Source organism: Streptomyces durocortorensis, from assembly GCF_031760065.1.
In the GTDB taxonomy this organism is placed as follows: Bacteria; Actinomycetota; Actinomycetes; order Streptomycetales; family Streptomycetaceae; genus Streptomyces.
This window is the reverse complement of the sequence record NZ_CP134500.1, coordinates 3,076,840-3,099,741: the sequence shown is the minus strand read 5'-3', so window position 1 is coordinate 3,099,741 and position 22,902 is coordinate 3,076,840. Positions and strand designations below refer to the sequence as shown.

Genomic DNA, 22,902 nt, shown 5'->3' with positions numbered 1-22,902 from the left:
AGGGGGCCCGATGCAGGGCCCCCTTCACCCCCGGTTGCCGACTGCCCCGGGGACGACGGGACGGGACGGCGGTCAGGCCTCGCGGGAACCCTCGTACATCTCCTTGATGACCTCGGCGTATTCGCGCTCGACGACAGGCCGCTTGACCTTGAGACTCGGGGTGAGTTCACCGTGCTCGATGTCGAGGTCGCGCGACAGCACCGAGAACTTCTTGATGGTCTGCCACCGTTGCAGGTCGTCGTTGACCCGCTGGACGAAGCCATCGATCAGCTCGTGGACCTGTGGTGAGGAGACGACCTCGGCGTAGCTGCGGCCGCCGAGGCCGTGGGCCGCCGCCCACGGCATGATCACGGTCTCGTCCAGGGTGATCAGGGCGCTGCAGAAGTTGCGGCCGTCGCCGATGACCAGGATGTTGCTGACGAACGGGCAGACGGCCTTGAAGCGGCCTTCGATCTCGGTGGGCGCCACGTACTTGCCGCCGGAGGTCTTGAACAGGTCCTTCTTGCGGTCGGTGATCCGGATGAAGCCGTCCTGGTCCCTGTTGCCGATGTCGCCGGTGTGCAACCAGCCGTCGCTGTCCAGCACCTCCGCGGTCTTCTCGGGGAGGTTGTGGTAGCCGCGCATGATGCCAGGGCCCCGCAACAGGATCTCGCCGTCCTCGGCGATGCGGACCTCGGTGCCGGGCAGCGCCGTGCCGACCGTGCCGACCCGGTTGTCCTCGGAGGGGTTGACGACGCAGCCCGCGCTGGTCTCGGTCAGACCGTAGCCTTCGAGGATGCGCACGCCGGCGCCGGCGAAGAAGTAGCCGATATCGGGGGCGAGTGCGGCACTGCCCGAAACGCTGGCGCGCAGATTGCCTCCGAAGGCCGCGCGTATCCTGCCGTACACCAGCCTGTCGGCGACGGCGTGCTGCAACGCGAGTGACAGAGGCACGCGGCGTCTTCCGGATTCCGCCATGCTCTCCTGTCCGGCCCTGGCGCAGTCGCGGGCGACCTTCGCCGCCCAGAGGAAGATCCTGTACTTGACGCCCCCCTCGGCTCTCGCCTTTCCCGCGATGCCGTTGTAGACCTTCTCGAAGATCCGTGGGGCGGACGCCATTAGGGTGGGGCGTACGGCGGGCAGGTTGGTGATGATGCGGTCGACCCGTCCGTCCACCGCCATCACGTGGCCCGTCCTGATCTGACCGGAGATCAGGGCCTTGCCGAAGACGTGGGACAGCGGCAGCCACAGGAACTGCACATCGTCGGAGCGCAGCAGCCCGCAGGACTCCTGTGCCACGGCCTGGTAGGACCAGCAGTCGTGGACCAGGCGCACGCCCTTCGGCCGGCCGGTGGTGCCGGAGGTGTAGATCAGGGTGGCGAGCTGCTCCGGCTCGATGGCCCGGACCGTCTCCTCGATCGCGTCGGGGTGCTCTGCCAGGTACGCCGTGCCCCGCCTCTCCAGCTCAGCGAGGGACAGCACCGTGAGCCCCTCCACCTGAGGGATGTCCGCCTCGGCGTCGAAGAGGATCGCGTGGCCCAGCTCGGGCAGGCGGTCGGCGTGGGGGACGACCTTGGCCAGCTGGGCGGCGTTCTCGACGAAGATCGCCCGGCTGCCGGAGTCGGAGAGGATGTACACCGTCTCATCGGCGTTCGTGCTGGGGTAGACAGCCGTGGCCGCAGCGCCCGCGCACATGACGCCCAGGTCGGCCAGGATCCACTCCACCCGGGTGGAGGAGGAGATCGCCACCCGCTCCTCGGACTGGACTCCGAGGTCGAGCAGGCCGGCCGCGATCGCCCTGACCCGCTCAGCGGTCTGCGCCCATGTCAGCGAGCGCCACTGCTCGGTGCCGGGAACGCCGTCGTCGGCCGGCGCGGGGTAGCGGTAGGCCTCCCGGTCGGGGGTGGCCTCGACTCTGGAGAGAAGGATGTGCGCCACGGAATCCGGGCGTCTTTCACGAGGGGACTGCGCGGAACTCATGTTGACCTCCGGGCCCGGGTGCGCCCATCAAACGACTTGTTAACTGACAGGTAACTCGCAAGCAAGGGTCACAGTAGGGCGCGCGCCCGCCGATGCGTAAGGGAAGAAGGCATTTCACTGGTCGCCCTGCCGAACCCTGGGCGGGTGCACAAGGAGCCGCCCGCGCCAGGCCGCGCTTCCCGCTGCCGGTTCAATCCCGGCCGCCGTCTCGTACGCGGTCGGGGTCCGCTTGCGGCGCGTCGACGACCGGCCGGTCAGCCCGCCCAGGCCGTGAGTCCGGTTACAGGCCGAGCACGAGCTTGCCGCGGACCTGACCGGTCTTGCTGATCAGCTGTGCCTCGGCCGCCTTCTCCAGGGGCAGAATGTCCTGGACTTCGACGTGAACGACTCCGGTGTCGATGAGCTTGCCGATGTGGTGCAGTGCCTGGCCGTCAGGGGCGACGATGACGCGCCGCCCTGTGGTCCCCGGCACGCGGTAGGCCTCGTCGATCGGTTCCGGCAGTGTGACGAGCATCCCGCCCGGACGCAGCAGCGGCCACGACTCCCGCTGGGTCCGGCCGCCGACAGTGTCGATGACGACGTCGACCGGTTCGATGGCGTGCAGGCTGTCCGAGGTGCGGTCCACGGGTTCGTCGACGCCGAGCCGACGCAGGAAGTCGAGGTTGCGCGGCGACGCGGTGGCCGAGACATGCGCCCCGAGGTACTTGGCGAGCTGTACGGCGAAGTGGCCGACGCCGCCCGCGCCGGCGTGCACCAGAACCCGCTGCCCAGCGGTCACCTGCGCGGTGTCGAGGGACTGCCAGGCAGTCAGGGCCGCCAGGGGGACGGCCGCGGCCTGCGCGAACGACAGGCTGACAGGCTTGGGCGCCACCGCTGAGGCAGGCAGCACGGCGTACTCCTGGTAGGCGCCGCCGTACGGCAGGGGCAGCATGCCGAAGACCTCGTCACCAGCGGCCGGGCCGTCAGCCGTCGTCGTCGTGACGACCGTCCCTGCCACATCCCAGCCCATCCCCAGTGGGAAGGGCCGGTCCGTGCCGACCGCGCCTTCACGGAACTTCCAGTCGACGGGGTTGACCCCGGCCGCCCGGACCCTGACCAGGATCTCCCCGTCCGCGGCGGCTGGTACCGGCTGCTCGGTCAGTTCCAGGACGCTTTCGTCGCCGTAACGGGAGAAGACCACTGCACGCATGACCGGTGCTCCTAAAGTCTGAAACGAGCCGTCGGCCTCAGGGGCGACGGCTGTGCGGTACGCACTGTGCTCAACCGTGGACCGGAGAAGCCCTGCCAGCCATTACCCCGTCAGTACCACCCTCCAGACCGTGGAGGGTGGTACTGACGGGGACCGGACGGCGCCTTCCACTGAGGGCATACTGACGTCGGTGGTGGTGGGAAGGACCGGCCCGCTCCGACGAGGACGAACCAGGGGTGGCCGTGAAGCAGGCGCGTGAGCTGGGCAGATTTCTCCATTCACGGCGGTCGCACGTGACGCCTCAGGCCGCGGGCGTCCCTGTGCTGGGCCGACGGCGGGTGCCGGGTCTGCGCCGCGAGGAGGTGGCGGAACTTGCCGGGGTGAGCACTGTCTACTACACGCGTCTGGAGCAGGGCCGCGCGACCAACCCCTCGGATTCCGTGCTGGACGCGCTGGCCCGTGTGCTGCGCCTGGACGCGACGGAGCGGGCTCATCTGTACGCTCTCGCCCGCCCGCCGCAGCACCGGGCGGGCGAGTCCCTGTCCCCCGAGGCGCAGCGGGTGCGTCCGGAGGTCCGCAGGCTTCTGGATGCCGTGGGTGCCGTGCCCGCGTACGTCCTCGACCTCGACATGGACGTACTCGCCGCCAATGACCTCGCCCTGGCCCTGATCCCCGGCTCCGCCGGTGTCCCGGCGGGCACCTTGAACATCGCCCGTTACATCTTCCTGGACACCGAGGCCCGCAGCCTCTACCCGCATTGGGAGCAGGTCGCCCGCCAGACCGTCGGGTTCCTGCGCTTCTCAGCCGCCCGCCATGCGCACCAGGCACGTCTGGGGCACCTCGTCGCGGAACTCAGTGACCACAGCCCTGAGTTCCGGGGGTGGTGGGCGGAGCAGGAAGTCCGGGAGAAGACGCATGGCGCCAAGACCTTCGACCACCCGGTGGTCGGCCGGTTCGACCTCGCCTACGAGACCCTCGCCCTGCCCGGCGACGAGGGCCAGTCGCTCGTCGTCTTCACCGCTCCCTGCGGCACCGCGGAAGGCGCGTTGAAGCTGCTGGGCAGCTGGGCGGCGACAAGCGCACGACAGTAGGGGCGGGGTCACACGGCACGGCCCGGCTCGCGCCCTTGTCTTCTCGGGTTCCGGGGGCCTTGCGATGCGCAGGTCTCGGGGCAGGGAGGGGGGGAGGTGACCCTCTGTTGTCAGAGGTTCCGTCCCTGTCGGCCCGCGGAGATCCTGGTCAGGTCCGCAAGTCCTGATCACAGGGGGTACACACCATGCGTAGGAGCACTATCGGCATGCTCGCCGCCACCGGCGTACTGGCGGCGACCGTCAGCTTCTCCGGAACCGCCACCGCCGGGGAGACCGGTGCCACCGCCGCCTGCCCCAAGGGCGCGTTCTGCATGTACACCGGATCGAACCAGACCGGCACGATGTATCCGAAGTACGGCAACTGGTCCGGCACCATCAACGGCATCAAGTCCGTCTACAACAACGGCAGTCCGCAGCCGGGCTACGACCACGTCACCTTCACCTGGCAGTACAAGGGCAGGACCTTCAGCAAGTGCTTCCACTACCCCTTCGATGTCCCGTACAAGACGAACTACGTCGGGGTGACCGCGAAGAAGGTCGTCTGGCGCGGCGAGTGCTGAGTTGCTGAACCGTTGAGCGCTCCGGTGCGGCGCTCCCCTCCCCCGCCGGGATCGCGTCGAAGCCCCTCACGTACGGGGTCGGGCGCGGTTCTCGGCCCGCCTTCGGTCGGCGGCGGGGAGGGGGGAGGCGGTTGGGCGTGCGGTGCGGCCGGGGCGGGGGTCTTGCAGGGCGCGGCCGAAGGCGGCGGCGTGGGGGTGGGGGTTGGTGCGCGGGTAGGCGTAGGTGAGGACGGCTGGCGGGGCGCCCGAGAGCGGCAGGTAGAGGATGTCCGGGTCCGGGTGCTGTGCGGCCACCGAAACCGGCAGCACGCCGACGCCGCGGCGGCCGGCGACGGCGTGGAGGTACTCCTCGATGTTGGAGGCCTTCGCGCCGATCTCGGGGGTGGCGTCGGCCGGCCAGTCCTGGGGGGTGAGTGTGCCGCTGACGGTGTTGACGACGATGCAGCGGCGCCCGAGTTCGCGCCAGGTGACGCGCTCGCGCACCGCCAGGGTGGAGGCCCGGGAGACCGCCGCGATGCGCGGCTCGCGCAGGACCTCGGTGGTGACCAGGCGGGGGTCGTGGACGGCCCCCCAGAGCAGGGCGGCATCGACGGCGCCCTCGCGCAGTCCGGCGGTGCGGTCGTCCCGGCGTACGGTCTGCACGAGGACGAGGTCGCGTTCCTCCAGCGTGGCCTGCGCCTGGCGGCCGCGCCGGAGGGGGAAGCCCCAGGCGTAGCCGAGTCGCAGTGAGGACTGCGGCTCGGCGGGCCGGAGCGCTGATTCCATTTGGGGCAGGAGAACTTGGAGGTCGGCCCGAAGGCGGTGTCCCTCCGCGGTGAGGGTGGGGTGGCGGGTGCTGCGGTCCACCAGGGCGCGGCCCAGTGCTCCCTCCAGGCGCTGGATGTGGCGGCTGAGGGTGGGCTGGGAGATACCGAGACGGTCCGCGGCCCAGGTGAAGTGCTGTTCCTCCGCCAGGGCGAGAAAGCATCGCAAATGACGCAGTCCGATATCCATGGGGACAATGCTAGCCAGGGGTGGGTTTTTGCCCAGGTCAGGGAGCTTGGGTGGCCCTTTCCCCGCGCCGGACGGCGCCTCGTACCACCGTCAGGTGCAGAACGAGGGCGACCACGGTGAGGGCTCCTGTGTAGTACGGCAGCGAGGCCGGGGCCGCGCCGAGGCCCAGCATCAGGCCGCCGAGCGCGGACCCGATACCGCTGCCGAGGTAGACGGCGGAGCTGTTCAGCGAGACGGCGACGGTGGCCTGTCGGGGCTGGGCGGCGATCAGCTGGTGCTGCTGCGGGACCTGTACGGCCCAGCCTGCCGCGCCCCAGATCACCAGCGGGACGACGGCCCAGGCCGCGGAGGCGTGCGCGGCGGCGGGCAGGACGAGTTGGCTCGCCACGATGAGGACCAGGATGCAGGTGACCGCGGCGAAGGGGCGGCGGGTCCGGTCCACGACGGGGCCGATGAGGAGGCTGCCGACGATGCCTCCCGCGCCCCAGGCCCACATGGCCCAGACTGTCCGGTCGGTGTGGGCGGCGTCGAGGAGGAACTCGGCGAGGTAGGTGTACAGGCCGAGGCTGGCGATGCCGCCGAGCAGCGAGACGCAGACGATACCGGCGATCCGGCCGCCGGCGAGGGCGCGCACCCGCCGGCCCAGCGGAGGCGGCGGACTCACCTCGATCTTCGGCAGCCGTACGATGCCGATGAGGGCGACCACGCCCAGCGCGGTGATCAGCCACAGCGTGCCGCGCCACCCCACGTGCGAGGCGAGGAGCATTCCGGCCGGGACACCGATGACCGTACCGATGCTCAACCCGCCCATGACGGTGGCGAGAGCGCGGCCACGGCGTTCCGGAGTGGTGAGGCCCGCCGCCGTGGCGGCGGCTATGGGGGAGTACACGCCCGCGCCGATGCCCGCCACCGCGCGGGCGATCAGGAGGACCGCCAGGGTGGGGGCGAGGGCGGTCATGGCGTTGCCGATCGTGAAGACGACCAGGGCCACGCCGAGCACCACCTTCGCCGGCCGTTTGGCCAGCAGAGTGGCGAAGACGGGCCCGCCCAGTGCGTAGCAGAGCGTGAAGACGGTGACTATCTGCCCGGCCGCCGACGCCGGGACGTGCAGGTCCGACGAGACGTGGGGCAGCAGCCCTGCCATCACGTAGGCATCCACTCCCAGGGCGAACGTGCCCAGCGCGAGGAGCGGGATGAACCTGCCGCGGCCGTCCTGTCCCTGCGGCGCGGCTGTCTTTTCTGTGACGCTCATCCGAGGAAATCCATGTTCATTTCGGTGGTGGCCAATTCATTCGACGTTGCCAAGGCGTCGGGCAGTTCGCGAAGGGGGCGGGTCGTGCATTTCTCCGTCTTGCAGCTGATGTGCGTTCTTGATTGCACGGGACCTGCAAGCGGAGAAATTACATACAGCGCATGCTCTGGACACAAGCCAATGGCCTGCATCTTCCATGTCTTCTCTGCATGCCCCCAGGTCGCCGCGGTGGGCGGCGATTCATGAGATGCCGGTCACACGGTCGAAAGTGAATGCGCGGATAATGCGCGGACATCGTGGCGGTGGCGGTGGGGAATGAGGGCGGTATCACGCGGGCGCACGCGGCCGGGCAGGCGAGCTGGTACGCGGGCGGGCATTCGGCCAGGCATGTGGGCGGGCATGGGGCGCCTGGATGTCGGAAGTCCCAGCAGAGCACCGTTCGGGCCTTGGGCCAAGAGGTATTCGCCCGGGTGCCGTTGCTCGTGGACGCGGGCGCGGGGCGCATGTGACGTGGCGAAATGGGGTGGTGCGCAGGCCCGTTGGCGGCCGGAAGGAGGTGCCCGCCTCGTGGTCGGTGTGCCGGGCTCCTATTCTGGGCGGGCGCGAACGACCGCGGGGGGACCGGCCATGGGGGGATCGGGTCAGTATGGGCATGGGCAAGGACAGCGAGCGGTACACGGCCATGGAGGGCATACAGCCGCTCGTGACGGGTGATCCGTCCCGGATCGGGCCTTATCCACTGCTCGGCCGCCTCGGTGCGGGGGGCATGGGGCGCGTCTATCTGGCCCGGTCCGGGGGCGGGCGTACCGTGGCCGTGAAGGTGGTGCACGAGGAGCACATCGCGAACGGCGAGTTCCGGGCGCGCTTCCGCCGGGAGATCGAGGCCGCCCGCCGGGTCGGTGGGCGCTACACCGCCCCCGTACTGGACGCGGACCCCGACGCCGCGCGGCCGTGGGTGGCCACCGGTTACGTTCCGGGCCCCTCCCTGGAACAGGCCGTCCGCGAGCACGGACCGCTGCCCGCCGAGTCGGTGCGCGCTCTGGCCGAGGGGCTGTTGAGGGCCTTGCGCGGCATCCACGCCGCCGGGATCGTCCACCGTGACCTGAAGCCGTCGAACGTCCTGCTCACCGTCGACGGCCCCCGCGTCATCGACTTCGGCATCGCCCGTGCGCTCCAGGTCTCCGTCGAGTCCTTGCTGACCAGCACCGGCATGGTCATCGGCTCACCCGGCTTCATGGCGCCCGAGCAGATCCTCGGTGAGGAGACCGGGGCCGGGGCGGATGTGTTCGCCCTCGGCTGCGTGCTGATGTACGCGGCCACGGGGACCCTGCCGTTCGGGAACGGCGCCAGCAACCAGCACGCCGTGATGTACCGGATCGTCGAGGGCGCTCCGGACCTCGCGGCGGTGACGGACGCCCCTCTGCGTGAACTGATCGGGCGCTGCCTGATCAAGAAGCCCGCAGAACGGCCTGATGTGGACCTGCTGCTGGAGAGCCTGGTGCCGTCGCAGGGCTTGGATGGGCCGGGTTCGGGCGCCTCCGGTACCTCCGGTTCCTCTGGAGTGCTGCGTGGCGCTTGGCTGCCGCCGCAGCTCCTGGCCCGTCTGGCTCAGCAGGCGGCTTTGCTGCTGGATGCGGAAGTGCCGGAGGGGGCCGAGGCGGAGGGGCCTGAGCCGGGGGAGAAGCCTGAGGCTGCTGCCGTCGGCGATCCCCTCGTGCCCTCCCGGCCCGACGTCGTCACAGTCGATTTACGGCCGGATTCGGCGGCTGACCCCGGGCCGAAAGCCGAGTCGACCCCGACCCCGACCCCGGACCTGGAGGGTGAGTCGGCGTCAGAGCCGGAACCGAAGCCGGAACCGAAGCCGGAGCCCAAGCCGAAGCCGGATTCAGACTCGGAGCCGAAGGCAGGGCCCGACCCCGGCCCCGCCCCCTCGCCCTCCTCCGCGCCCTCCCCCTCGACGGGCATCGTGGCTGCCGCGGAGCCGTCCCGACGGCCGCGTCGGCGTACGTGGGTCGTGGCTGCCGCGGTCGTCGCCGTCCTGGTGGCAGGCGGCAGCATGGCCTTCCTCAACAGGGACCCCGGCGGCACCGATGCCCGGGGAGGTGGGGCGACCGTCCCTCCCGGCGCCAGTGATGCCCCCTCCGCCCCGCCGGCGTCGCCTTCCGGAGAGCCCGGCGACGAGGACGACGAGAAGGACGACAAGAAGGGCGACAAGGAGAAGGGCGAAGAGGAAGAGAAGGACAAGGGCAAGGACAACGGCGACGGCGAGGACTCGGGCGGGGGAGCCGACAGCGGGCAGGGCTCGGGCGGTGGCGGTTCCGCCGCCTCGGGTGGCGGTTCGTCCGGCTCAGGCTCCGGCTCCGGCTCCGGGAGCTCAGGGGCCTCCGGCGGGGGCGGTACGCAGACTGGGGGCGGTGCTTCCGGCGGCGGGGATTCCGGCACCGCTCCGAAGCCGCCCGCCCCCGACCCGGGCACCCCGGCCCCGGACAACCGGGTGCCCCAGCACTTCGTCGGGACCTGGTCCATCGCGTCGCAGTACAACGCCCTCCAGCCCCACACGGTGGTCATCCGGAGGGTGTCCCCGGGACAGAGCGCGGTCACCCTCATCGCCGACGTACAGGGCCCGGGGCACTGCGAGTACACCGCGAAGCTGACCTCCGTGGCGAGCGGCGGGAAGCGCATCAATGTCGGTACCGCCGTCGTCGACAAGGTGCGCTCCACCGGCATGTGCCAGGACAACGACCCCTCGTTCTTCGCCGTCGACGGGTCCGGCATCCTCCACAACGTCGGCCCCGCCCACGGCAGCGGGTACCGCTACAACCGCGGCTGAGGGAGGCGGCGGCCTTGGCCGTACGGGAGCGGAGCCCCGCCCGGTCAGTCCGCCGCCTCCCCCGGGTAGGCCGTCTCGAACGCCGAACGGAACAGGGCCGTGACGTCCTGGCCGGTGAGGCCCTCCGTACGGGCCTGGGTCATCCAGTCGGCGAGGGCGGCACGCAGGGGGGAATCGGGGCCGGACTGGGGCTGGGCGAGGGAGCGGGTGATGAAGGTGCCCGCGCCCTGGCGCACCTCGGCGAGGCCCGCGCGTTCCAGTTCGCGGTAGGCCTTGAGGGTCGTGTTCGGGTTGACCTTGGTGGTCGCGGCGACCTGGGCGGCGGTGGGCAGGCGGTCGCCCTCCTCCAGCGCCCCCATGCGCAGCGCCTGTTCGACCTGGCGGACGATCTGGAGATACGTCGCCACTCCGCTGCGCCGGTCGATGCGGAACACGACCACGGACTTCACCTTCCGCTCGATTGCCGACACTTTACGTAGGGGGACGGGACGCAGGGGGACGGGGTCGTGCCTACAGCGGACGGCGCGAGACCCGCCACAGGGTGAACGCGGTGAGCAGGGCCGTTCCGGCGAGCAGCAGACCCGCCGCGGTCCACTGCATCGCCGCCATCTGGCTGTAGTCGAGGTACTCGATGACGTCGTTGACGATGCCGTGCTCCTCGATGCACGCGTTCTGTGCCTTCTCGGTCGCCTCGGCACAGGTGCCCCAGCCGAAGAGCTCCCCGTTGGCGTTGCCGACCCAGCGGTCCACCTCGTGCGACTCGCTGAAGCGGGCCGGGAGTTCGCTGTCCATCGGGTACGTGAACATCTGCGTGGAGCCGAGGCGTACGCGTACCTCGTCCCAGGCGAACTGTGCGACGACCGTGAAGAGGAACGTGACCACCATCGCCGGGAGCACCCGGCGCGCCAGGCAGCCGATGGTGATGCCCGCGGCGGTGAAGAAGAGCAGGAACGCGGGCAGGACCGGGCCCGTGTTGTCGAAGATCGTGCCGTCGATCCACTGGCTGGGGAAGAGGGAGCGGTACGGCTCCCACCACCAGGTGAACAGCGCCGAGAGCACCAGACCGGAGACCAGGGCGAGGGTGTAGGCCAGCCCCAGCTTGGCGGTCAGCCACTGGCGGCGGGTCACGGACTGGGTGGTGACCAGCTGCGCGGTGCCGTTCTCCTGGTCGCCCGCGATCAGCGGGGCGCCGACGAAGACGGCGAGGATCAGCGGGAGGCCGCCGAGGATGGTGGTGATGTAGCCGTAGCCCCGGTCGCCCTGGAGCGGGTCGCCGGCGTCCTTCCCGGGCCAGCCGGCCGCGTCGAGCACCTGGATCAGCTCGTGGCGTTCGTACACGATCCAGAGTGCGCCCAGCAGGGTGAGGCCGAGGACGCAGACCATCGCGGTCCGGTGCTGGCGTACGACGAGCCACGGCATTCCGCGCAACAGACGTCGCCCGGAGCCGAGTCCGGTGGGCTTCGTCCCGGTGAGGGTGGTGGTGCTGCTCATGCGGCCTGGGTCCCTTCGGCCTCGACGCGGGCGCCCTGGGTGTAGAGCGAGGGCGCGTCCGGGGAACGGAGATGGGCGAGGAGAACCTCCTCCAGGGAGGGTTCGACCCGTTCCCAGTCGGCCGGAAGGGGGCCCTTCGGTCGGATCATCGCCCGGAACTGCCGCCCCTGGAGGCGGGTTTCGACCACGGTGTGGTGGTCGAGCTCCGCCGGCAGGGCGCCGTCCCGGGCCACCCCGGTGACCAGTGCGTGGGCCGGGACCAGCGCGTCGGCGTCACCGGCCATCCTGATCCGGCCGTCAGCGACGACCAGCAGGTAGTCGCACATGTCCTCCAGTTCGGTCAGCAGGTGCGAGGACATCACGACCGTGGTCCCGCGCTCGACGGCCTCCGCCATCAGCAGGGTGGTCATCTCGTCGCGGGCCAGCGGGTCGAGGTCCGCCATCGGCTCGTCCAGGAGCAACAGCTCGGGCCGCTTGCCGAAGGCGAGCGCGAAGGCCAGTCGGGTGCGCTGGCCGCCGGAGAGCGTGCCGACCCTCGCGTGCGGCGGGACATTGCCCGAGCGGATGATCCGGTCGGCGGCCGCCGCGTCCCAGCCGGGGTTCAGCTCGGCGCCCATCCGCAGGGTGTCCGCCACGGTGAACCGCTTGAACAGCGGCTTCTCCTGGCCCAGAAAGGCGAACCTCGGCATGACGGCCGGGTCGTGGACCGGTACGCCGAAGATCCGCAGTTCGCCGGCCGTCGGCTGCACCTGGCGGGTCGCAAGCCCGAGCAGAGTGCTCTTGCCCGCCCCGTTCGGGCCGACCAGACCGCAGATGCGTCCGGTCGGAATCCGGAAGGAACAGTCGCGCAGCGCCCAGCCGCGCCGGTAGCGCTTGCCCAGGCCGCGGGCCTCCAGCGCCCAGTTGCCCGGATGGCCCGGAGTCCCCGGGGTCCCCGAAGTCCCGTTCGGAGTGCTCGTGTACGCCACGCGCCTCGCCTCGATTCCACTAGTCAATTAATGGAATCATGGTGTTGAGGAGGGATGGCTGTCAAGCGCGGGGCAGCCGCGCGCAAGGTGGGGGGTGGGGGGCGCCAGAGACGGGGGCATCGCCAGGGGTCGGGAGAGCGCTACGGGTGATGCTCGTCCTCGTTGTCACGGCCGGGGCCGATGCTCACGCCCGCCCCTCAGGAGCGCACCCGATCACCAGGCCCACCGCCTCCTCCAGGCAGCCCCGCTCGTGCTCCGTCAGGTGCGGGTTCGCCCGTTGGCGGGTGCGGGCCAGGGCCAGGTCGGCGAGGGGTGCGCCGCCGTCGTCGGCGAGCTCCGCGAGCAGGGCCGCCAGCAGCGTACGGACCTGGGGCCCGGCCGGGAACGCGGGGTCGAGGGCGGTCCGGGCCAGGGTCAGCGCCGACATCGCCCGGTCCAGGCCGGGCGGGCCCTCCGCCGCGGTGGACCAGTCGATCACCACCGCGCCCCCGCCCGTCAGCATCACGTTCTCCGGATGCAGGTCCAGGTGGAGCACGCGGTCCTCCGGGTTCGCCGACACCCGGGGCGGAATCGCGTGGAGCTCGCGCAGCAGCCGGGCCAGCAGCGCGCCCGCCTCGGCCACACCGAGCGTCCCGGCCAGCAGGGCCTCGGCCATGGTGGGGCCGGACAGTCGCTGGAGCACCAGGTCCGTGGGGCGGGCCCCCTCGATGGGCAGGCCGATCCGCGGCACCGGGAAGCCGAAGGCGCCGACGTACGCCATCACCGCCAGCTCCTCGGTGCTGTCCGTGTGGTCGCGGTAGCGGCGAAGGACCCAGGAGCCGTCGAGTGCGTACACGTCGGCGGTGCGTCCCGAGCCCAGCAGTTGCCCTGTGTGCATGGGGCTGAAGCTACCCGGGCGCCGGAGGGAAGGGGAGAGGCGTTCCGGCCCCGGCCGGTGCTCAGGGGGTGGTGTCCGGGGGCGCTGACCGGGCGGAGCCGGGCGCCGGGAGGCATCCATGGCCCCGAGAGCGCCCCATAACGCCGAGGGAGGGGGCGAACGGGATCTCCTGCGACTGGCGGCGCCGCCGCTACGGTTTCGGCAATTCCCTGGTCCGGACCAACCCCCGCCGGATCTGGACACCCCCCGAACCAAGGAGAGTTACGTGGAGAGAACCACGCTCCGCAGACGCGCCTTCGCCGTCGGCACCGCCACGGTGGCCCTGGGCGCACTCGCCCTCGCCGGGCTGACCGGAGTGGCGTCGGCCGGCTCCGCGGGCCCCGCCGCCCCACCGGTATCCGCCGACAGCCTGTCGCCCGGACTGCTGGCCGCCATGGAGCGCGACCTCGGACTCGACGCGGAGGCCGCCAGGGCCCGGATAGCGAACGAGTACCGCGCCGCCGCCGTCGCCACCGGGCTGGAGAAGTCCCTCGGCGCCAGCTTCGCCGGGGCCCGGGTCAGCGGCGACGAGGCGGCTCTGACCGTCGCCACCACCGACGCCTCCCAGACCGCCCGCATCACCGATGCCGGGGCGAGGGCCGAGGTCGTCGGCCACAGCCTCGACCGGCTCGAAGGCGTCAAGGAGACCCTCGACAAGGCCGCGCTGCGCAAGGCGCCGAAGGACGTACCCGTCTGGTACGTCGACGTCGAGGCCAACAAGGTCGTCGTGAACGCCGCCAGCGACTCGGCGGCCCGGGTGTTCCTGAAGGAGGCCGGGGTCGGCACGGACCTCGTCACCGTCGTCCGGTCCGCCGAGCAGCCCCGCGCCCTCGCGGACATCCGGGGCGGCGACGCGTACTACATGAACCCCTCCGGCCGTTGCTCCGTCGGCTTCTCGGTCAAGCGCGGCACCCAGAACGGCTTCGTCACCGCCGGCCACTGCGGCCGGGTCGGCACCACGACCAACGGCGTCAACCAGCAGGCCCAGGGCACCTTCCAGGGCTCGACCTTCCCCGGCCGCGACTACGCCTGGGTCGCCACCAACGCCAACTGGGTGGCGAAGCCCCTGGTCAACGGCTACGGGCGCGGCGACGTCACCGTCACCGGCTCCACCCCGTCCGTCGTCGGCGCCTCCGTCTGCCGCTCCGGCTCCACCACCGGCTGGCACTGCGGCACCATCCAGCAGCTCAACACCAGCGTCACCTACCCGGAGGGCACCATCTCCGGAGTGACCCGCACCAGCGTCTGCGCCGAACCGGGCGACTCCGGCGGCTCGTACATCTCCGGCAGCCAGGCCCAGGGCGTCACCTCCGGCGGCTCCGGCAACTGCCGGACCGGCGGTACGACGTACTTCCAGCCGCTCCTCCCGGCGCTCCAGGCGTACGGGCTGACGCTGGTCACCAGCGGGACCCCGACCGACCCGCCCACCACGCCGCCGACCGACCCGCCCACCGACCCGCCGGGCGGCACCTGGGCGGCCGGCACCACGTACGCCACCGGGGCCACCGTGACGTACGGCGGAGCGACCTACCGCTGCCTCCAGGGGCACACGGCCCAGCCCGGCTGGACCCCGCCCGTCGTACCCGCCCTCTGGCAGCGGGTCTGATCTCCCGGGCCTCCAGGCACGGTTGCCTTCCTGAACCTCCGACCACCACCTCCCCGAACCTCTCCGCCTCCCCGCACCGAGGACTCCGAGGACACCGTCATGACCCCACAAATGGACAACCCAACCCCCCATGCGTCGAACGAGCCTGATGAGACATCGGGAGGGCGGCCCATCAGCCGCAAAGGTCTCCTGAAGGCCGCGATCGTCGCGAGCGCGGCACCCCTCCTCGCCGGAGGGGGCGTCGCGCTCGCCCGGGACGCCGCTTCCGCCGGGAACGGGCCCCTGGCCCCCACCCCGCAGTGCGACGACGGCGACGACACGACACCGCCGCAGATGGAAGGGCCGTACTTCAAGCCCAACTCCCCGCGCCGCACCAGCCTGGTCACCCCGGGCACCCCCGGCGTACCGCTCACCGTGAGCGGCTACGTCTTCGGCCGGGCCTGCCGCCCCATCCCCGGAGCCCTGCTCGACTTCTGGCAGGCCGACACCAACGGGTCGTACGACATGGCCCGATACGCCTTCCGGGGGCACCAGTTCACCGGGCCTGACGGGGGCTTCAGCCTCACCACCGTCGTGCCGGGCCTCTACCCGGGCCGTACCCGGCACCTCCATGTGAAGGCCCAGGCCCCCGGGGGCCGCATCCTCACCACGCAGCTGTACTTCCCGGGCGAGCCGCGCAACAACACCGACGCCCTGTTCGACCCGGAGCTGCTGATGACCGTCCGCAACGTCGGGAACGGGCGCCAGGGCACCTTCGACTTCGTCCTGGACGTCGCCCAGACGCCCGGACCGACCGATCCGCCCACCGATCCGCCCACCGAGCCGGGTACCAGCTGGGAGTCCGGAACCTCCTACCGCGCGGGAGACCGCGTCACATACGGCGGGGTCGCCTACCGCTGTCTTCAGGCGCACCTGGCCATGCCGGGCTGGGAACCGCCGCAGGTCCCCGCGTTGTGGGAACGCGGGTAGACCGGGAACAGCGAGCGCGCACCACCGCCCGCGCCCCGTTCACGCCGTCCGGCGCGTGAACGGGGCGCTTTCGCATGCCCTCGGAGAAGCCCCCGGGAAGCTCGGAAGAGGTTTTCTTCGGGGACTGAAACATTTCCGCGTTCCCGTCGCGTCGTAGAGGGGGAAGGGCGGAGTGGACGGACAGACGGGGGAGAGTATGAAGTCGTCGCGCGCCGAGGAGTTCAAGGAGTTCGCGGCCGGCCGGGCCGGCCATCTGTTCCGCTCGGCCTGCTTGCTGACCAGCGGCGATGTGCACCTCGCCGAGGACCTGGTGCAGGAGACCCTGAGCCGGATGTACGTGTCGTGGGGTCGCGCCCGCCGGATCGACAACCCGGCGGCGTACGCACAGACCGTGCTCGTCCGGACCTTTCTGACCCACCGGCGAAGGCGCTCCGCGAGCGAACGCCCGCTGGCCGAGGTGCCCGAGGGCGCCTCGGCCGCCGCCGACGACCCGGCGCTGCGGATGACGCTCCTCGGGGCGCTCTCCCAGCTGGCCCCCAAGGACCGCGCGGTCGTGGTGCTCCGCTACTGGGAGGACCGGAGCATCGAGGAGACCGCCACCGCGCTCCAGGTCAGCCCGGCCGCCGTACGGACCCGCTGTGTGCGGGCGCTCGGGCGGCTGCGTGAACATCTGGGCGGCAGCGTCGCGGAGTTCGCCACCCGCTGACCCGGCTGACCCCGCTGACCCCGCAGACCCAACGTCCCCGGCTGACCTGTCAGCCCGTTGAAACCTGTTGTGCACCCAGAACGAGAAGTGGTGGTTCCCCATGCCTTTTGAAGACGAACTCAGCGAGGAGCTCCGCCGTACGGGCGCGGCCTTCGACCTGACCGGCCGCACCGCGGTGGTGGACGGCGCGCTGGAGCACGGGCGCCGTGCGCTCCGCCGCCGTCGCGTCGCCGCGGTGGCGGGCAGTGTGCTGGCCCTGGCTCTCGTCGGGGGAGGTGGTGCGGTCGCCGCCGGGATGCTGGGCGGGCCCGATGACGTGGCGAACGTCGCGAGCAGCGGTCCGGCCACGCCGACGGCCGCGGCCCCGGCCACGGACGCCGCCTCGCCCACGCCGACGCCCGAGCCCACCGACGCCCCCACGGCCACGCCCTCGGACACGCCCACGCCCACGGGCGAGCCGACGACCACCCCCACGGACGGTCCTCGCACGGGTGAGGGCTCACCGCAGCCGCCGTCGCCCGGTTCGGAGGACGACGGGGAGCCGGCGCCCGAGCTGGACTACACACTGCTGATGCCCACCTTCCTCAAGCTGCTGCCCGAGGGCCTCTCGGTGGGGGAGAAGACGAACGGCGGGGGCGAGTTCGCCTCGGTCGTCGTCGACGACGGCAAGGGCAGCACCCTCGTACAGATCAATGTGCAGCCCGATATGAGAGACGTCGCCGACGATCTCTACAGGGATGCGACCACCCTGCCCGACGGCACCCTGCTCGCGACCTCGAAGATGCCCGGTGAGAAGGGCGGCCAAGGGGTCGTCTGGTGGAATGCCGACACCATGCGTCCCGACGGAATGCGGGTCGTTGTCTCGGCCTTCAACTCCGGTGCCCAGTCGACGCCCGCCACCCGCCCGGAGCCCGCGCTCACCATGGACCAGCTCGTCGCCCTGGCGACCAGCCCGGAATGGCTGAAGCTCCAGCAGCGGTAGCCGGGGGTCCGGCGGCGGTGGCGGGGAGGTCCGGCGGCGGTAGCCGCTCCACACCGCCTTCCACCCGCCTCACCGTGTCACTTGGCGTCCGCGTAGCGCTCCACCACCGCCGTCGTGAACGGAAAACGCACCGGCGTCTCCCCGAAGGCGGTCCGCCCGGCCAGCTCACCGGCCGCGCGGATCGCCTCGGTGACGGCGGCCGCCTCCTCGGCCGGGCAGTGCACGATCACCTCGTCGTGCTGGAAGAACACCAGCTCCGCCCGCAGCCCCTGCTCGTGGAGCGACCGGCGCAGCGCGGCCAGGAGCAGCAGCGCCCAGTCGGCGGCGCTGCCCTGCACCACGAAGTTACGGGTGAAGCGCCCCCGGGCGCGGGCCAGGCCGCCATCGGACGCGGTCCCGGTGCTCTCGGGGCCCTCCTGGGGGATGCCCGCCTCCTCGTCCTGGCCCGCCACCACGACCGGCGGGCTGGTCCTGCCCAGCCAGGTCCGCACCACGCGCCCCTCCTCGCCCGCCCGCGCCGCGTCGTCGACGTACGCGACGGCGATCGGGAAGCGGCGGCGCAGCGCGGCCAGATTCTTCAGCCCGTCCCCGGAGGTCTGTCCGTAGATCGCCCCGAGCAGCGCCAGCTTGGCGTGCTCGCGGTCGCCGTGGAACGCCCGGTCGGACAGGGCCTTGTAGAGATCGCCGTCGTGACCGGCCACCTCCATCAGGCCACGGTCGCGGGAGATCGCGGCCAGCACGCGTGGCTCCATCTGGTCGGCGTCCGCGACGACCAGGCGCCACCCCTCGTCGGCGACGACCGCCTGCCGGATGACCTTGGGGATCTGGAGGGCCCCGCCACCGTTGGTCGTCCAGCGGCCGCTTACCGTGCCGCCCGGTTGGTACTCCGGGCGGAAGCGGCCCTCGCGTACCCAGTCCTGGAGCCAGGACCAGCCGTGCGCGGTCCAGATCCGATACAGCTTCTTGTACAGGATCAGCGGCTTGACCGCCGGGTGGTCCAGCTCCTCCAGCTCCCACCGACGGGTCGACTTCACCGCGATCCCGGCCCGGGCGAACGCCTTCACCACATCGGCGGGCAGATCGGGGCGGACCCTTCCCCTGACCCTTGAGGAGTTGGAGGGGGCCCCGTCGACTCCTGAGGAGTTGGAGGAGACCCCGTTATCGAACGCCGCCGACACCTCGTCGGCCAGCTCGGCCAGTCTGCGGGGCTCGCCGCCTCCCGCGTACCGCTCGCCCAGCAGGTCGTGCAGGACCTCCCGGTGGATGTCGGCCCGCCAGGGAATCCCGGCCCGGTGCATCTCGGCCGCGACGAGCATCCCCGCCGACTCCGACGCGGTGAGCAGCCGCATCCGGTCGGGGTGCAGGGCCGCGTCATGGCGGCGCACCTGGTCCGCGTAGACCCGGAGGAGCCCCTCGAACGGAACCCCGGGACCCGACGACGGCTCGAACAGGGGGGACTGCGCGCCCGGTTCGGCGGACCGGGCGGGCGGGTCCGGCGGCACCGGGGCGCTGTCCAGCCGGGCCAGTGCGGCGGCCGCGGACCGGGGCTCGCCGAGCCGTCCGGCGTGCCCGAGCAGCAGCAGCTCGGCGCACTCGATGTCGTAACACCGCTCGACGCGGACCCCGGCGGCGAGCAGCCGGGGGTAGACCTCGGCGGTCGACCGCCACACCCAGCGCCCCACCCCGGGGCGGGCGCGGACCGCCTCGACGAGATCGGGCTCGGCCACGACGGGGCCGGCGGGCGTGCCGTCCCGGGCCAGCGGCACGAGCAGCGCGCCGCCCCCTTCCGCCACACCCAGCGCCCACCGTTCGGTCATGGATACGAGTCTGGCACCCACCACTGACAACGACCCGGCACCGACATCGACAACGCCCCCGCCCTCCACCGCGAGCCCCCCGCCTACCCTGGTCCGATGAGATCGGCGGGATCAGCGGGATCAGCGGGGTCGGCAGGATCGGCGGATTCCGTCATCGACCGGGCGTGCGCGGCGGCGCTCTACGTGGACGGCGACGCCGCCCTGGACACCGGAGCCTCCCTGCTCGCCGCCGCCCCGGACGCCGACGCGGCTGCGCACCGGCGCGGCGAGGAGTTCCTGCGGCGGGCCTGGGAGCGGGGCTGGCACCCCGCCGACCTGGTCCGGTTCGTCCGCCGCGAGCTGGACGAACGGCGGGCGGCGCTGGCCGGGACGCTGATCGCCGCCGAGACCGCCCGGTACGCGGAGCTGCCGCCCCGCTGGCGGCAGCAGCTCGCCGAGCTTCCGGAGCCCGTACCGCGCAACCGCCCCGACCGGTTCTCGTACGCCGCCGACCTGCTGGAGCTGTACCGGCTGCTGCTGCGGCTGCCCGCCATCGAGCCCGTCGGCCCTCCGCCCGGCACCGCCGCCGACCACCTCCACCGGCCGCCCGCCGCCGACGAGCCGCGCATGCTCACCCGCATCCGGGCGCTGCTGGCGAAGGCGGAGGCGACCGGCTTCCCGGAGGAGGCCGAGGCGCTGACCGGCAAGGCGCAGGAGCTGATGGCCCGGCACAGCATCGACGAGGCCCTCCTCGCCGCCCGTACGCACAGCCGCGAGACGCCCGGCGCCTGCCGGATCGGGGTGGAGCCCCCGTACGAGAGCGCCAAGGCGATCCTGCTCGACGCCGTCGCCTCCGCCAACCGCTGCCGGGCCGTGTGGAACGACGACCTCGGCTTCAGCACGGTCGTCGGCTTCGAGCCGGACCTGGAGGCCGTCGAGCTGCTGTTCACCTCGCTGCTCGTCCAGGGGACGGCCGCGATGACGCGGGCGGAGGCCGGCCAGCGCGCCGGAGGCCGTAGGCGGACCAAGACCTTCCGGCAGTCATTCCTGATGGCGTACGCCCAGCGGCTCGGCAGCAGGCTCGCGGCCGACGCCGAGCGGGTCACCACGGCCGCCGACGCGGGTGCGAGTGCCGGGCTGCTGCCCGTCCTCGCCGCCCGGGACGTCGCCGTCACCGAGACCGCCGATCGGATGTTCCCGAGGACCACGACCACTCGGGTGCGTGGCGTCTCCGACCCGGACGGCTGGACGCACGGAACCGATGCCGCCGACCGAGCCCGTATGGGCGGCTCCCGGAGCGGGACCTCACAGGGACCCGGAGAGATCGCGACGTAGGTCTGACTTGCTCCTGGTCCGCCTGGTCCGCCTGGTCCGCCTGGTCCGCCTAGTCCGCCTTGTCCGTTATTCCGGTTAAGGTCGGCTATTCCGGTTAAGCTCGGCCCATGAGCTGGCTCCGGGCGCTGAAGGAGACCGCCCGCTCGGGGCTGGAGATCGAGCGGCAGAGACTGGAACCCCTCGTCGCCCTCCGCGGCGCGGCCGGGCTCGCCCTCGTCGTCGGCGTCAGCCTCTTCCTGTTCGGGCCGGAGATCGCCGCGAGCTCCGCGTTCGGGGCGTTCCAGGCGGCCATCGCCACCTTCCAGCGCAGCTGGCGCCCGCGCCCGGTCCTCGCCCTGGTCTCCGGCGCCAGCCTCGCCGTCTCCACGTTCGTCGGCTATGTCAGCGGCACGCACGTCGTGCTGTTCCTCTGTCTGCTCGGCGTCTGGACCTTCCTCTCCGGGCTCGCCTGGGCGGCGGGTCCGACGGGCGGCATCATCGCCTCCTCGAACGTCGCGATCATGCTGGTGACGATCACCCTGCCCACCTCGGTCGTCGACGCCGCCGCTCACGCGGGGATGATCGCCGCCGGCGGCTTCGTGCAGGCAGCGCTCATCGTCCTCTTCCCGGTCCGCAGATGGGGCGCCCAGCGCGACGCGCTCGCCGACGCCCTGGCCGCCGAGGCCGACTACGCCCGGCGGCTGCGGCACGACCCGGTCGCCCCCTTCGACCCGCTGCCCCTGATGACCGCCCGCAGCGCGGCCGCCGTCACCCCCCGCCAGGCCCGGCGCCGCCCCGCCGAACTGCACGGGGCCCGGGGCGTCGCCGAACGGCTGCGCCCGGTGCTGGCCTCGCTCGCGGACCCGGCGATGGGGGTGCCCGCCGACGGACTTGAGCGGCTATGGGTGAACGAGTTGCTGGGCGCGGCGGGCTCGGTCCTGGACGCCGCCGCGCGGGCCGTGCGGCACGGCGAACCGGTCCACCTCTCCGCCACCGACCTGGGCGTCCTGAAGACCCCCGACAACGACGTGATCCTCGTCGGCCCCGCCCGCCGCGCCGCGGACCGGCTCGCGGCCCTGCTCGACGACGTCCTGGAGATCGCGGAGGGCACCGGCACCGACAGCGGTATCCCCTCCGACCTCGCCCCGGACACCCGGCACCGGCCCACGCTGGTGAAGCTGATCCCCGTGGTGCTGACCTCGATGCGCCGCGAGCTGCACCACGGCTCGCCGGTCATGCGCCATGCGATCCGGGTCGCGGTGGTCGCCGTCTGCGGGTACTTCGTGGGCGAGGCCGTGCCGCTCGGCCACGGCTACTGGGCTCCGATGACCGCCGTCATGGTCATGCGGCCCGAGTTCTCGCAGACGTACGCCCGTTCCGCGGGCCGCTTCGGCGGCACCCTGGTCGGCGTCGGGCTGGCCACCGCCGTCGTGCAGACCGCCCACCCCGACGCCCGGCTCTCCGCCCTGCTCGCCGTGGTCTGCGCCGGGCTGATGTACCTGCTGATGCGCACCGGCTACGCGGTCGGCCAGGTCTGCGTCGCCGCGTACGTCGTCTTCCTGCTCGGCATGGCCGGTGACGACTGGTCCCAGACCGTCACCGAACGCATCGTGCTGACGCTGGTCGGCGGGCTCCTCGCGATGATCTCGTACGCCGTCTATCCGGCCTGGGAGACCCCGCGCCTGCGCAACCGGCTGGCCGAGTGGCTGGTGGCGGACGGGCGGTACGCGGCCACGGTGATCGACCAGTACGCCGACCCCGCCTCCCGGAACGTCGAGGACGTCCGGGACGCCCTGGTAGCCACCCGGGAGGCCCGCGTCGCCTGGCAGGAGGCCCTGGCGACCGCCCAGCACGAACCCGTACGCCACCGGGGCATCTCCCGGGCCGCCGCCACCGACGCCCAGCACGCGCTCGCCCAGCTGGGCCGGTCCGCGATGGTCCTGGAGGCCCACCTGCCCTCGGCTTCGGCGGCCCCGGTGCCCGGCGCGGCCGAACTGGCCGACGCGCTGCGCCGGGCCACGGAGAAGGGCGCCAAGGCGGTACGCGAACGCCGCCTGCCGGACTGGCAGATGGTCGCGGACGCGGTGGCCCACTGGGACGTACCGGACGAGCAGGCCGCCCCGTCCGGCGGTGACCCGGTGGTGCACCGGGGCGCGGCGCTGCTCCAGGACGCGCTGGAGGAGTTCACCCGCGCCCTGGACGAACGCGGCGGCAGCACCCGCGTCAGCAGCACCCTCGCCGAGAGCTGAGACCGGCCTCAGGGGGAGGACGGACAAGGGG

The 22,902-nt window shown here is 72.2% G+C and carries 18 protein-coding genes; 9 read left to right on the top strand and 9 right to left on the bottom strand.

The features are described from left to right. Positions 1–72: 72 nt before the first annotated feature. On the bottom strand, positions 73–1,959 hold the full coding sequence (locus RI138_RS13635; RefSeq protein ID WP_311120120.1) for an AMP-dependent synthetase/ligase: 1,887 nt from the start codon (positions 1,957–1,959) through the stop codon (positions 73–75). Between the two features lie 280 nt (positions 1,960–2,239). After that, a complete protein-coding gene (locus RI138_RS13630; RefSeq protein WP_179500175.1) occupies positions 2,240–3,148 on the bottom strand; it encodes an NADP-dependent oxidoreductase in 909 nt (302 codons plus the stop codon). A 293-nt stretch (positions 3,149–3,441) separates the two neighbouring features. On the opposite strand from RI138_RS13630, the gene RI138_RS13625 reads away from it, so the two are divergent. Both RI138_RS13625 and RI138_RS13620 read left to right on the top strand, forming a co-directional pair. Further along, positions 3,442–4,239, top strand: a complete 798-nt coding sequence (locus RI138_RS13625) for an MmyB family transcriptional regulator (RefSeq protein ID WP_398862936.1) — start codon at positions 3,442–3,444, stop codon at positions 4,237–4,239. A gap of 185 nt (positions 4,240–4,424) precedes the next feature. Further along, a complete protein-coding gene (locus RI138_RS13620; RefSeq protein ID WP_311120118.1) occupies positions 4,425–4,799 on the top strand; it encodes a peptidase inhibitor family I36 protein in 375 nt (124 codons plus the stop codon). A 66-nt stretch (positions 4,800–4,865) separates the two neighbouring features. On the opposite strand, the gene RI138_RS13615 is transcribed toward RI138_RS13620, so the two are convergent. Continuing rightward, a complete protein-coding gene (locus tag RI138_RS13615) occupies positions 4,866–5,792 on the bottom strand; it encodes a LysR family transcriptional regulator (RefSeq protein WP_311120117.1) in 927 nt (308 codons plus the stop codon). Positions 5,793–5,829: 37 nt separating this feature from the next. After that, on the bottom strand, positions 5,830–7,044 hold the full coding sequence (locus RI138_RS13610; protein ID WP_311120116.1) for an MFS transporter: 1,215 nt from the start codon (positions 7,042–7,044) through the stop codon (positions 5,830–5,832). Between the two features lie 652 nt (positions 7,045–7,696). Between RI138_RS13610 and RI138_RS13605 the strand changes: the two genes are divergently transcribed. Continuing rightward, on the top strand, positions 7,697–9,874 hold the full coding sequence (locus RI138_RS13605) for a serine/threonine-protein kinase (RefSeq protein ID WP_311120115.1): 2,178 nt from the start codon (positions 7,697–7,699) through the stop codon (positions 9,872–9,874). 44 nt (positions 9,875–9,918) lie between these two features. Here RI138_RS13605 and RI138_RS13600 read toward each other — a convergent pair whose 3' ends face one another. The 4 genes from RI138_RS13600 to RI138_RS13585 all read right to left on the bottom strand — a co-directional run bounded on the left by RI138_RS13600 (position 9,919) and on the right by RI138_RS13585 (position 13,210). Beyond that, positions 9,919–10,323 (bottom strand): GntR family transcriptional regulator, encoded by a 405-nt coding sequence (locus RI138_RS13600; RefSeq protein ID WP_311122891.1) that lies wholly within the window; start codon positions 10,321–10,323, stop codon positions 9,919–9,921. Between the two features lie 61 nt (positions 10,324–10,384). Then, positions 10,385–11,365 (bottom strand): ABC transporter permease, encoded by a 981-nt coding sequence (locus RI138_RS13595; protein ID WP_311120114.1) that lies wholly within the window; start codon positions 11,363–11,365, stop codon positions 10,385–10,387. Then, the gene (locus RI138_RS13590; RefSeq protein WP_311120113.1) at positions 11,362–12,333 is read right to left on the bottom strand and encodes an ABC transporter ATP-binding protein; all 972 of its coding nucleotides are present in this window, start codon (positions 12,331–12,333) and stop codon (positions 11,362–11,364) included. Before RI138_RS13590 ends, RI138_RS13595 begins: the two co-directional genes overlap by 4 nt. Positions 12,334–12,517: 184 nt before the next feature. Then, positions 12,518–13,210, bottom strand: a complete 693-nt coding sequence (locus RI138_RS13585; RefSeq protein WP_311120112.1) for a phosphotransferase — start codon at positions 13,208–13,210, stop codon at positions 12,518–12,520. A 265-nt stretch (positions 13,211–13,475) separates the two neighbouring features. Here RI138_RS13585 and RI138_RS13580 point away from each other — a divergent pair, with 265 nt between their 5' ends. The 4 genes from RI138_RS13580 to RI138_RS13565 all read left to right on the top strand — a co-directional run bounded on the left by RI138_RS13580 (position 13,476) and on the right by RI138_RS13565 (position 17,512). Then, entirely contained in the window at positions 13,476–14,855 is a 1,380-nt protein-coding gene (locus RI138_RS13580; RefSeq protein ID WP_311120111.1) for a carbohydrate-binding protein, read from the top strand. A 111-nt stretch (positions 14,856–14,966) separates the two neighbouring features. Further along, on the top strand, positions 14,967–15,824 hold the full coding sequence (locus tag RI138_RS13575; protein WP_311120110.1) for a carbohydrate-binding protein: 858 nt from the start codon (positions 14,967–14,969) through the stop codon (positions 15,822–15,824). A gap of 196 nt (positions 15,825–16,020) precedes the next feature. Continuing rightward, the gene (locus tag RI138_RS13570; RefSeq protein ID WP_311120109.1) at positions 16,021–16,530 is read left to right on the top strand and encodes a SigE family RNA polymerase sigma factor; all 510 of its coding nucleotides are present in this window, start codon (positions 16,021–16,023) and stop codon (positions 16,528–16,530) included. Positions 16,531–16,630: 100 nt separating this feature from the next. Further along, positions 16,631–17,512, top strand: coding sequence for a hypothetical protein (locus RI138_RS13565; RefSeq protein WP_311120108.1), 882 nt, complete (start codon positions 16,631–16,633; stop codon positions 17,510–17,512). 77 nt (positions 17,513–17,589) lie between these two features. Here RI138_RS13565 and RI138_RS13560 read toward each other — a convergent pair whose 3' ends face one another. Beyond that, the gene (locus tag RI138_RS13560; protein WP_311120107.1) at positions 17,590–19,329 is read right to left on the bottom strand and encodes a bifunctional 3'-5' exonuclease/DNA polymerase; all 1,740 of its coding nucleotides are present in this window, start codon (positions 19,327–19,329) and stop codon (positions 17,590–17,592) included. A 96-nt stretch (positions 19,330–19,425) separates the two neighbouring features. On the opposite strand from RI138_RS13560, the gene RI138_RS13555 reads away from it, so the two are divergent. Together RI138_RS13555 and RI138_RS13550 are read left to right on the top strand one after the other, a co-directional pair. After that, a complete protein-coding gene (locus tag RI138_RS13555; protein WP_311120106.1) occupies positions 19,426–20,643 on the top strand; it encodes a DUF2786 domain-containing protein in 1,218 nt (405 codons plus the stop codon). 107 nt (positions 20,644–20,750) lie between these two features. After that, positions 20,751–22,871: an FUSC family protein gene (locus RI138_RS13550; protein WP_311120105.1), complete on the top strand. Its 2,121-nt coding sequence runs from the start codon at positions 20,751–20,753 to the stop codon at positions 22,869–22,871. The last annotated feature ends 31 nt before the right edge of the window (positions 22,872–22,902 follow it).